This window comes from Lacimonas salitolerans, from assembly GCF_042677865.1.
In the GTDB taxonomy this organism is placed as follows: domain Bacteria; phylum Pseudomonadota; class Alphaproteobacteria; order Rhodobacterales; family Rhodobacteraceae; genus Lutimaribacter; species Lutimaribacter salitolerans.
Genome location: NZ_JBHUDD010000093.1, coordinates 1 through 1,751 on the forward strand (window position 1 = coordinate 1; position 1,751 = coordinate 1,751).

Sequence of the window (1,751 nt, forward strand, 5' to 3'; positions counted from 1 at the left end):
CAAGCAAATGACCGGAAACCAAACCACCCACACAAACCGCGAAATAGCCGAATTTTCTCGGCAAGATGAACGAGGAGATTTCGAATGAAGACAAGCAGATACACTGAAGCACAGATCATCGCGATCCTGCGGCAGGCTGAAGGCGGTGTGCCGGTGGCGCAGTTGTGCCGTGAACATGGGATGAGCGACGCGTCTTTTTACAAATGGCGGGCCAAGTATGGCGGCATGGATGCGTCGATGGTCAGCCAGATGAAGGCGATGGAAGAAGAGAACCGTCGGCTTAAGCGGATGTATGCGGACCTGAGTATGCAGAACGATTTGCTGAAGGAAGTCCTTGGAAAAAAGTAGATCGGCCTTCTCAGCGCCGCGAGATGGCCGAAACGGCGGTGGAACGACGGGGCGTCAGCATCGCGCTGGCGTGTCGGGCCTTCGGGGTCAGCGAGACCTGCTATCGCTACAGCCCCAAGCTGAAGGACGAGAACGAGGTGATCGCCGATCTGCTGACAGGGCTGACGGATGCACGAAAGACTTGGGGTTTTGGCCTGTGTTTCCTGCATTTGCGCAACGTGACGGGGCATCCGTGGAACCATAAACGCGTCTATCGGATCTACTGTGAGCTGGAGTTGAACCTGCGTATCAAGCCCCGCAAGCGGCTAAAACGGGAGAAGCCTGACGTTCTGGCCGTGCCGGACGCGCCCAATGTGACCTGGTCCATGGACTTTATGGCGGATCGCCTCGGCGACGGCGGGGCTTTTCGGCTTTTGAATGTGTTGGACGACTTCAACCGAGAGGGGCTGGGCATCGAGGTTGACTTCTCGCTGCCCGCAGAACGTGTCATCCGCAGCCTGAACCGCATCATTGGGTGGCGCGGGAAACCCTGCACAATTCGTGTGGACAACGTCCTAGTGCTCTGAGTCTGACACATCTTACCTATTCCCGCGGAGTTCATCGAGGACGTTCAGGGCGCGACGTTCCCGGGTGAGGATGTCTTCGGCAGTTTTGGTCCATTTGAAGGGCTTCGGCTTTTCATTGTGCTGGGCCAGATAATGGTAGATCGCGGCCTCCAGATCATCGACGCTGGAATAACTGCCGCGTCGAATGCGCCTTGACGTGATCTCGGCGAAGAAGCGTTCGACCAGGTTCAGCCACGAGGCGCTTGTGGGCGTGAAATGCAGCTTGAAGCGCGGGTGCTTGTCCAGCCAAGCCCGCACCTCGGGTGTCTTGTGGGTGGCGTAGTTGTTGAGCACCAGATGGACATCGCGCTTGCCCGGCACGGCCTTGTCGATGTTGTGCAGGAATTTCAGAAACTCCTTGGCGCGGTGGCGCGGCAGGCATTCACCGATGACCATGCCCGACTTCACATCCAGCGCCGTGAACAGCGTCGTTGTTCCGTGCCGTTTGTAATCGTGGGTCATGGTTGCGGCGCGGCCCTTCTTTAGCGGCAATCCCGGTTGCGTCCGGTCGAGCGCCTGAATTTGCGATTTCTCATCCACGCAAAGCACGACTGCCCGGTCCGGCGGGTCGAGGTAGAGGCCCACGATATCCGTAACCTTCTGCTCGAACATCGGATCGTTCGAGACCTTGACCCCCTTCGTGACATGCGGCTTGAGACCAGCTTCCGCCCAGATGCGACCCACGCTGGACGGCGAGATGTCCATGGCCTCGGCCATCAGGGCACGACTCCAGTGCGTGGCATTGGGCTGCCGCGCGACAAACAGGCTGAGAATCCAGCGTCAATCAGGATGAGAACG

Annotated in this window: 1 protein-coding gene and 1 pseudogene; one reads left to right on the forward strand and one right to left on the reverse strand. The window is 58.5% G+C overall.

Features of this window, described 5'->3' with window-relative positions; genetic code table 11:
- Positions 1-84 precede the first annotated feature (84 nt).
- Positions 85-899, forward strand: a pseudogene (locus ACFTOW_RS13460) (IS3 family transposase); the annotation flags it as partial.
- Between the two features lie 27 nt (positions 900-926).
- Here ACFTOW_RS13460 and ACFTOW_RS13465 read toward each other — a convergent pair.
- Positions 927-1,727, reverse strand: coding sequence for an IS630 family transposase (locus ACFTOW_RS13465; protein ID WP_379916560.1), 801 nt, complete (start codon positions 1,725-1,727; stop codon positions 927-929).
- Positions 1,728-1,751 lie beyond the last annotated feature (24 nt).